Source organism: Bacillus sp. AP50, from assembly GCF_040492675.1.
In the GTDB taxonomy this organism is placed as follows: Bacteria; Bacillota; Bacilli; order Bacillales; family Bacillaceae_G; genus Bacillus_A; species Bacillus_A cereus.
In genome coordinates, this window is the sequence record NZ_JBEUTW010000032.1 from 1 (window position 1) to 9,281 (window position 9,281).

The following is a 9,281-nucleotide window of genomic DNA, read 5'->3' on the forward strand; positions in this document are numbered from 1 at the left end:
TTTTTATTGAAAGGAGTTTTACTTTGACTGCATATTTATTTCCAGTGAAAACAGCATTTATTTTATTTCCTTTTTTAGCAATGTTTCTTTTAATCCCTTTTTTAATATTTAATTATCGAAAATACGGTTATTTAAATAAATGGCGCTCATTTATTTTATACTCATTATTACTTTACTTATTAAATGCCTATTTTCTTGTTATTTTGCCGTTGCCACAAACGTTTGATACTTGTAGCCTACAACCGGCTAATACACAACACATGCAACTCGCACCATTTTATTTCATACAAGAGATTAGTAGTCATACATCGGCAGTTTTAACGAAACCAGCTACTTATTTCTACTTATTAAAAGAGTCTGCGTTTTTACAAGTTGCCTTTAACGTTCTATTAACTGTTCCATTCGGTATTTACTTACGTTATTATTTCCGACGTAGTTTCTTACAAACAATTTGCATTTCCTTTTTCCTTTCACTATTTTTCGAGCTAACACAAGTGACTGGATTATACGGTATATACAATTGTGCATACCGATTATTTGATATCGATGATTTGTTTTTAAATACATTAGGTGGCGTAATTGGTTTTATCATTGCACCAATATTTACGTACTTCCTTCCGAAGACAAACGAGTTAGATAGTCATATTGATTTGGAAACGAAACCAGTCGGATTCATTCGTCGCCTTATCGCGATGCAAATTGATTGGATTTTCTTATCTATCGTCGTACCTGTCGTTAAAAACAAAGGAAATTCTTTCTTCGTTTCTAATATGCAATCTTACACCAATATGTATGAACTCATTTTCATTACGTGTTCAATCCTTATTTACTTTATTATTATTCCATACTTTACTAACGGAAAAACAATTGGGAAAGCATTGCTTCGCATTCACGTGAAAGGAAAATCAAATCGTATTACATTAAAAGAACTATTTATTCGCTACGGTATATTTTATTTTGCATTAGGTGGAATCAATTATATTCTTTCTAGTAGCTCTATTTTAAATCACACAGAGCCTTTAGTATTACTCGTTACATTGTTATTCTTATTCATCATTAACGGCCTATTTATTATTCATGTTTTACTACATGTATTTAGCCGGGATAAACTACTATTTTATGAACATATTAGTCATACAAGAAATGCAATTACACTAAAAAAAGGTGACAAATAATTATTTGTCACCTTTTTCATATACATAATGTGAAACTTTAATTAGCCCTCACCTAACTTCTTTGCTTCCACTGAATTTTGAGGTAGGGGTCTTACTGCCTGACAAATAGCGGGATAAATAACTTCTCCGCATAAGGATTAAAAAACATTCCAAGTTCATCTAGAGATTTCCTCACCTGTAAAAACGAATGAAACTCTGGATATATATATTGTAATTGTTCATACGATAATGTATGCATTTTCCCCCAATGTGGACGCCCTTCATACTTCAGAAAAATCTTTTCCACTTCACCAAAGTAAGCAGCATATTTCATACCTTTATACATATGAACAGCGATATATGCTGAATCTCTTCCATAGGCCGGACTAAGCCATATATCATCCCCTTTCACATAGCGGCATTCGATTGGGAAGTGCACCTTATACTTTTTCTTTTCAATAAGATTTGAGATTTCTTCTACAACCGTCCTCATATACTTTGAAGGAATGCTATACTCCATTTCATAAAATGGCACCGTACGTGATGTAGCAAATACTTCATAGCTCGGGCCAATTATTTTTGTGTTTGGTACAGCTTTAGCTGATAACCGACTCACGCCTTTACTTATAGAAGGAAACCATTTACATCCTTTAGATAGTAAAGAGAACATCCTATTTTCAAGTAACTCCACCTTTAGTTTATGCCATTTCAAATCACTGCCTTTATTCGTTGTTTCGTTCGTAAGTTTCACTTGTACTTCATCAGAATAAGGAAAAACGAAAAATTCAAAATGACGATGCTTCTTATATTCTTCTAGTTTGTTCATTACAGTGGATAATGACTGTTTTTCACTTTCATAAACGAGTGAATACGCTGGAATAACCTTCAATTTTATCTTTACAATGATACCTAACATTCCAAGTGACAACTGAAACGCTCTCCAATATTCTACGTTCTCAGCTTCCGAACAAACTATACTCTCACCATTAGATAGAACTGCCGTAATCTCTATAACTTGTGTTGATAAACTCCCAAAGGTAATACCCGTTCCATGAGTCCCCGTACTAATCGCTCCTGCAATAGATTGCGAATCAATATCCCCTAAATTTTCTTGCGCATAACCTTTTTCCTCAAGTAACTTCCCTAAATCATATAACTTTGTTCCTGCCCATACTTCAGCAACCATCTTCTCTGCATCAATATTCACAATACCCTTCAATTCATCTAAAGAAACTAAAACTTCTTCCGTTTGCACAAGGGGGGTAAACGAGTGTCCTGAACCGACAACACGAATTTTCTTTCCCTTTTTTCGCGCAAGCCCCACAACTTCTACTACATCTTGTATACTTTCTGGATACATCGTATAATGCGGCGTTCCTTCTACATTCCCTGTCCAATTTCTCCACTTTTGTCCCTTTATAGAAAGCATTGGCCATCCCCCCGATATGTTGAATACTCCCCGACAATCTCTCCTTTTTTAACACGATACAAAAAAGGAAAGCGTTCACATAATTCACCAGCCTTACTATGACGAAACAAAATGGTCTCTCCTATATCCACTCGTTCCTCGCCGTTATAAAAAATTGGCGTTTGTACCTCGCCAGCACCTTCTAAAGCTAATAATTTTGCACCCTTCGGTCTCCAAACTTCAGGCTCTTTATCTTTTCCAACTGCTCCTGAAGCAATATATCCACCACCTAGGCAAGTGTAAATAAACGGGACTGGTTTACGCACAACTGGTAAGGCAAATCCGACCGCTGGATGAAATTTCACCTCTTTATAATAATCAAACAGCTTCGGAGAATAAAAAGCAGAACCTATTGTAATCTCTGAAACTGAATTATCTTTCTCGGTTGTTTTTATGCTTCCTGTTCCGCCTCCATTTACAAACCTTAGCTCAATACCAATGTTTTGTATTGCTTTTACAATATGTTCTCTTCTTTCTTTAACTTCTAGCACTGATTTCTGCTTTAAATACGAAATCACTTTACTTTTCAACCATTGATTCGGTATATAATCGCCCACCCCGGCAATTTGAGCTTCATATCCCATTACACCATCTAACATTAAATATGATGACCTTCTCACCTTTTCTACTACTTTCAACGCATCCTGCACATTTTTTACTGGGGACCTTTGTACACCAAAATGAAATTGAAAGAAGCGACTACTCATATCAATATCCAAACAAACACGAAAACATCCTTTAGATTGCTCAGCAATGTTTTCTAAATACACAATATGCTCTTCACAATCCACCATACAAGTTATAATGAAACCTTTCTTTGTTAACAAACTAATTTCATACAGAGCTCTTTCATCGTAAGCAGGATATCCAAGCAATAAATCATTAAATCCTTGTTCTATTAAAAATAAAATCTCTCTAGGTGAAAAGCACATAATACCTTGAAATCGATCATTTGCAGCTAGTATCTTTTGCATAATCGGAACAGAGCGTAACGATTTACTCGCTATACGAATCTTTTTATTTCCACTTAACTCTATAATCGATTGAATATTTCTATCTAAAGCCACTTCATCCAAAAATGCACACGGTAATGGAACTTCTTTAAAAATTCCTCGATCCACATTTTTCTCTCCTCTTCTCAATATGTCTTATACATATTGGAAAGAAAGTGTGATTTTCCTGTTTGCAAATAAAAAAAGTTTCTTCTTTACGAAGAAACTTTTTGAAACTACTTCATAGAAATAGTCGCCTCTACTGGATAATGATCAGAGTAATCATTATACGTATATTTTTGGAACCATGATGTAACAGTCCATTGTGGAGATTGCGGCTGTAACACCTTATTCTCTATATACGATGGGTTCGCATGGTCTTTACTTGCAATAATATAATCTAAATACTCAGCAGGACTATCAGGGAAATTATATTTTGCAATACTGTTTGTCGTTGCGTCCCAAGTCGCTGTATGTCCAGTATAAGATGGTACAGAAGCGTTCAATGTTTTAAACATAGATGCATACTCTGAGTCATTCTTGTTCTCTGCATTTATTTTATTTACGTTCATATCACCACCAATTAACACATACTCATTATTTGGTATATTTTTATTTTTAATAAAGTCTTGAATTTCTTTTAATTGGTCTGTACGTACAGATGCAGGTGAAGTTTTTCCGCACATACTATCTTCCGCTTGCAAATGCGTACCAATTACATGAACAAAGCGATCATTTTTCTTAATTTTCGTGTATACAAATCCTTTATTCGATAAATTATCTGGCCCGCATCCTTTTGCAAATACATATTGAATCTTTTCAGCGATTGGCCATTTGCTCACAATCGCAACGCCACCATCTTCAGGAGTTGAAGATGAATAGTTTCCTAACGTTTTATCCCATTCACTTCCACTACTACGACCTAATACTGCTGTTTGATTTGGATATTCTTTCTTCAAATTCCCTAATAAACGATCTGATGCGCTATTATCAAACACTTCATTTAATATAACTACGTCTTGATTCTTTATATAATCTGCCGCCCCGATTAAATCAGCACGCTCAGTTTGTCCCCAGTTCGGATATAAGTTTGTTGATAGCATATATACATTATGCGTCATCACTTTTAATGTATCGTTTTGATTTGTAGACGCTTCTGCTTGAGCTGACGTTCCACTATATAAAGCTCCTAGACCAACACCTAAGCTAAGTACACCTTTTAGCAATTTACCTTTCACGTTTCATACCTCCATGTATTGTATAGTGATAAAAAGGCCAAATACTCTATTCTGAGATTTGACCTTTTTTAAATACTTAACGATTTCCGTACGTATCAAACCAAAGCTGAATATATCCAGCAGTAACACGTTGTGCATCCATTAAACGCTTACCTGTCATTGGTGTAACTTCAGCGCGCCATTTATCTGCATATTCTTGTGATACAGCAGCTCTCACGAACCAATCTTTCGTATTATCATTTACAATGCCAGCGTAATCTTGTTTCGCAACTACTGCCGCTCCATGAATCCAATCTTCTGGATTCGTACCTTTCCAGTTCCAATATCCATTTCCATCCGTTACTTTATAGTTATCTTTTATCGTATCTACAAAGTTTTCATATTTAGAATGGAACCCTTGTGGATACGAAAGGTTCGTAAAGTTTGCTGCATGCATCGGTTGGTTTACATCCCCTAGATAATGAAGAGATAATCCTAAATAGAAGAATGCTTGTTTCATATCTTTATTTTTGTAAGACTCACCAGCTAATTTAAAATACTTAGCTCCAGTTTCCTTTGCCTGCTTTGCATACGGAATATAAGTTTTCCCATTGTCAGGGTCATAGAAATGTGAAGCAAATGTGCTATTATCATAATAAGGATTTTCATAGTCAGCAGCATAAATACCGTTCTCTAACTCCGTACGCCATTCATTTAATAGTGCAACTCGATCTTGTTTTACAAGTGTTGTATTACGAGACATAATATCAATTGCACGGTTTACAATCCATAAATGAGAATTCACGCCTTCTTTATGTTTATCTTCAGCAGACCAGCGCGGAATAACTCCAAATCTCTGTCCCCCATCATTTTCATGAGCAAATGCAACACTTTGTAATGGAGCAACTAATGTAATAGCTGCCGCTAAAGCAAGTACTTTCTTTTTCATATAAAATCCTCCATTTTATAATTGAATTATTGTAAACATTTTGTTAGGATCCTATGATGTCGTCCGGTTAACCTATGACTAGAATATCCCACCTTTCACGAAATTTCTATCAATAAATTAAAATATGCAAATGTTCATATCATTATAACTTTATACACAGTGAATATAATGAATGAATACACTTTCATTTTAATAAACTATTATTAAGGCTTGTCTAAACTAATGTAAAAAAAGAGTAAAGCATCTGAATGCTTTACTCTTTTTTTCTATTCGATAATATACTTGGCAATTGTACATTAACTGCTAACTTATGAATAAATCCAAACACTAATCCAATCCCAATAAATATGTATAAGATTGTAAATATCTTTCCGAAATCAGTTTGCGGACTAAAATTCCCATCACCGACAGTCGTCAACGTGACCACACTAAAATATAAAGCGTCAATAGGACGTAATTCTTCAACTGTACTATAAAAAATCGTACCCGATATTAAAGTCAAAATTGTTAATACGAATAATACTTGAAATTCTTTATCTTTCCACGCTCGTAAACAGGCTCTTAACATTCGCTTTAAAGTTAACAAAAATGAAAGCATTAGATTCTCCCTTCCAAACAAAAATACATTTAGTCAAAGGAAAGTCTATCACCTTTCAGTATAGAAAAAAAGTAGCCCTCTTCTATTTCTAGAAAAGGGCTACTCTATTCGATTCTATCTTATTTAGGTGAAACAAGAATTTTCACTTGTGTTTTATCTTTTACAAGTGCTTCAAATCCTTCTTCAACAACTTGATCGACTGTAATTTTTTTCGTAATTAATTTCTCTGCTTGAATTTGACCAGAGCTAATTAATTTAATAACAGCTGGGAAGATGTGACGGTATCCTAAAATACCAATAACTTCTTTTTCTTTTAATACTAAGTTATTTGGAGTAATTGTTGCGTCTTTTTCCCATACACTAACAATTACAGTTTGTCCTTCGAAGCTTGTACTTTCAATCGCTTGTCGTAGTACAACTTCAACACCTGTTACTTCAAAGCTAACATTTACACCTAAACCATTTGTTAAGTTACGAATTTCAGCTAACACATCTTGAGTTGCTGGATTTAATACATAATCCGCACCTGCTAATTTCGCTAACTCTTGACGTTCTTTAGAAAGTTCAACTGCAATAACAGGAGTCGCTCCTGCTGCTTTAGCTGCTTGGATAACAAGAAGTCCAATTGGACCGCAACCAAATACTGCTACAGCTTCCCCTTCTTTTAATTTACTTTGACGTACTGCATGAACTGCTACTGCTGCTGGTTCTACAAGCGCACCTTGTTCATACGTCATTTCATCTGGAATGTGATGAACCATATCTTCTGGTACTACTGTATATTCAGAGAAACCGCCGCCTTCTCCGCCAAGACCGTGGAAAACAAGTTGTTCACAAACATTGTAATGTCCATGTTTACAAGCTTCACATTTACCACAAGAATAAATTGGTTCTACAACAACGCGGTCTCCCACTTTATGAGATGTAACTCCTTCACCAATCTCTATTACCTCACCACTAAACTCATGACCTAAAATAACAGGTGCTTTCACATGTGTTAATGGATGTTCTTCTGTTGGAATAAAAATAGGCCCTGCTAAATATTCATGCAAGTCTGTCCCACAAATACCACACCATTTAACTTTGATTTTCACTGTTCTTGGTTTTACTGTTGGTTCTGGTACTTCTTCTACTCGTACATCACGTTGATTATGCCAAAGTAGTGCTTTCATTTTATACATCCCTCTCTATGTATATACTTAACCTGGTGAAGTTTACAATTCTATTATAATACTTCTATCCATATATTTCAAAAAAACAATCACATCCTTACTAATTTTTTACAAATAACGTTCAATATTTTGTCACTTTGTACTTTTTTCCACATCTGTTAATCAATTTCATTGCAGGTGAAATTAGCATTGTGCCATAATAGCATAGGAGAGGTGAATATCGCTTGAAATATTTTATTTACTTTATCGTTATCGTGGCTTTTTTAGATACATTTTCACAATTACCTATTATGAGTACTTTCGCTCAAAGCCTTGGAGGAACCCCTCTTATTATCGGGCTAGTTGTCGGTATGTACTCATTCGCTAATATGATCGGTAATATTATTGCTGGAGCAGCTGTCGATAAATTTGGTGCAAAAAAAATCCTTTATATAAGCATGGGAATTACGAGTTTCATAGTCTTGTTATACACCGTTGTTCAAAGTGGTGAACAACTATTAGTTGTTCGCTTTATGCATGGATTTAGTGATGGCTTTTTAATTCCTGCTGCCTTTACATTTTTATCAAAACAAACAAATGCAAAAAGACAAGGAAAAGCAATGGCTCTATCTGGTGCTGCTGTTGGAACAGCCGCAATCGTAGGACCGGCTTTCAGCGGTATTATGAAAGCAACAGCTGGCGTAGAATGGGTCTTCATTACTATTTCTATTTTAATGGCTCTTGGTACGATCGTATCTCTATTCTTCTTACCAAATAACGTATCAAGAAAAGATACATCAAGAACGCAAATGATGAACAAAGAAGATATGGTTGAACTTTTAAAATCAGAACCGTTATTACAAGCATATATTGGTGCTTTCACATTAATGTTTTCACAAGGAATTGTCACTTATATGTTACCAGTAAAAGTTGAGGCATTAGCGCTTAAAGCATCCACAACAGGCATGATGTTAAGTGTATTTGGTATAACTGCTATCCTCTTCTTCTTGCTTCCAACAAATCGTATTTACGATCGATTTAATCGTTCGAAACTAATGCTAATCGGAATTGCAGTTATGGCATTCGCATTATCTTTACTCGGATTATTTGCTACAAAAGGTATGCTCTTTATCGTAATGATAATTTATGGAATTGGATTCGCAATCCTCTTCCCGTCTATTAACGCTTTACTCGTTGAAAATACTACAGACGATAATCGCGGAAAGGCATTCGGATTATTTTATGCCTTCTTCTCATTAGGAGTTGTTGCTGGCTCCTTTACAGTCGGCGCAATCGGAGCATCACCTAGCATCAGCTTCATTATCGGGACAGCATTTTTATTAACATTTGCTGGGATGATTTATGTAAGAAGCAAAGTAAAAAAGACAATGATGGGATAATCCATCGTTGTCTTTTTTAAAATGCATATTGATATAATCCGTAATATAATGGAAGCGTTGGAATAATTCCAATTACTTTAAATATAAAAGGTAACGGCTCATCTCGCTCTTCATATAAACGAAAAACAAAAACTGCAGTTAAAGTCCAAATGACGCTAAACAAGAAGATACATTTCCAAACAATTGAGGTTAATATTTGTATATCAAATACAAAACCAAAGAGCCCTATCCACGTAATAATAGAAACTACAAAGTCAAACTTTTGAATTGGTGTTTGAAACATGCCCCTTACTAACGAAATAATAGCTAACATTGCTACAATAACTAAATATATTTTCCAAAGCATTATGAT

General features: G+C 34.9%; 9 protein-coding genes. 2 read left to right on the plus strand and 7 right to left on the minus strand.

The genetic code is table 11. The annotated features are described in order from the left end of the window. Nucleotides 1-23: 23 nt before the first annotated feature. Nucleotides 24-1,175: a VanZ family protein gene (locus ABWK52_RS04410; protein ID WP_000128014.1), complete on the plus strand. Its 1,152-nt coding sequence runs from the start codon at nt 24-26 to the stop codon at nt 1,173-1,175. 91 nt (nt 1,176-1,266) lie between these two features. On the opposite strand, the gene ABWK52_RS04415 is transcribed toward ABWK52_RS04410, so the two are convergent. From ABWK52_RS04415 to bdhA, 6 genes are all read right to left on the minus strand, one after another. After that, complete coding sequence (locus ABWK52_RS04415; RefSeq protein ID WP_000948950.1) at nt 1,267-2,583, minus strand: D-arabinono-1,4-lactone oxidase; 1,317 nt, start codon at nt 2,581-2,583, stop codon at nt 1,267-1,269. Beyond that, nucleotides 2,571-3,743, minus strand: a complete 1,173-nt coding sequence (locus ABWK52_RS04420) for an amino acid deaminase/aldolase (protein WP_000373747.1) — start codon at nt 3,741-3,743, stop codon at nt 2,571-2,573. Before ABWK52_RS04420 ends, ABWK52_RS04415 begins: the two co-directional genes overlap by 13 nt. Before the next feature lie 107 nt (nt 3,744-3,850). Further along, entirely contained in the window at nt 3,851-4,852 is a 1,002-nt protein-coding gene (gene sph, locus ABWK52_RS04425; protein ID WP_000676797.1) for a sphingomyelinase C, read from the minus strand. Nucleotides 4,853-4,928: 76 nt separating this feature from the next. After that, nucleotides 4,929-5,780, minus strand: a complete 852-nt coding sequence (cerA, locus tag ABWK52_RS04430) for a phospholipase CerA (protein ID WP_000730997.1) — start codon at nt 5,778-5,780, stop codon at nt 4,929-4,931. 253 nt (nt 5,781-6,033) lie between these two features. Then, nucleotides 6,034-6,378, minus strand: coding sequence for a potassium channel family protein (locus ABWK52_RS04435; RefSeq protein WP_000948209.1), 345 nt, complete (start codon nt 6,376-6,378; stop codon nt 6,034-6,036). A 119-nt stretch (nt 6,379-6,497) separates the two neighbouring features. Then, nucleotides 6,498-7,550, minus strand: a complete 1,053-nt coding sequence (bdhA, locus tag ABWK52_RS04440) for a (R,R)-butanediol dehydrogenase (protein ID WP_098541044.1) — start codon at nt 7,548-7,550, stop codon at nt 6,498-6,500. A gap of 224 nt (nt 7,551-7,774) precedes the next feature. Here bdhA and ABWK52_RS04445 point away from each other — a divergent pair, with 224 nt between their 5' ends. Beyond that, nucleotides 7,775-8,929, plus strand: a complete 1,155-nt coding sequence (locus ABWK52_RS04445) for an MFS transporter (protein ID WP_000873270.1) — start codon at nt 7,775-7,777, stop codon at nt 8,927-8,929. 16 nt (nt 8,930-8,945) lie between these two features. Here ABWK52_RS04445 and ABWK52_RS04450 read toward each other — a convergent pair whose 3' ends face one another. Next, nucleotides 8,946-9,275, minus strand: a complete 330-nt coding sequence (locus tag ABWK52_RS04450) for a hypothetical protein (RefSeq protein WP_000964467.1) — start codon at nt 9,273-9,275, stop codon at nt 8,946-8,948. Nucleotides 9,276-9,281: the final 6 nt, after the last annotated feature.

Coding starts and splice junctions, on each gene's coding strand:
- ABWK52_RS04435 (WP_000948209.1), bottom strand. CDS start 6,378: ATGCTTTCATTTTTGTTAACTTTAAAGCGAATGTTAAGAGCCTGTTTA.
- ABWK52_RS04450 (WP_000964467.1), bottom strand. CDS start 9,275: ATGCTTTGGAAAATATATTTAGTTATTGTAGCAATGTTAGCTATTATT.
- cerA (WP_000730997.1), bottom strand. CDS start 5,780: ATGAAAAAGAAAGTACTTGCTTTAGCGGCAGCTATTACATTAGTTGCT.
- ABWK52_RS04415 (WP_000948950.1), bottom strand. CDS start 2,583: ATGCTTTCTATAAAGGGACAAAAGTGGAGAAATTGGACAGGGAATGTA.
- bdhA (WP_098541044.1), bottom strand. CDS start 7,550: ATGAAAGCACTACTTTGGCATAATCAACGTGATGTACGAGTAGAAGAA.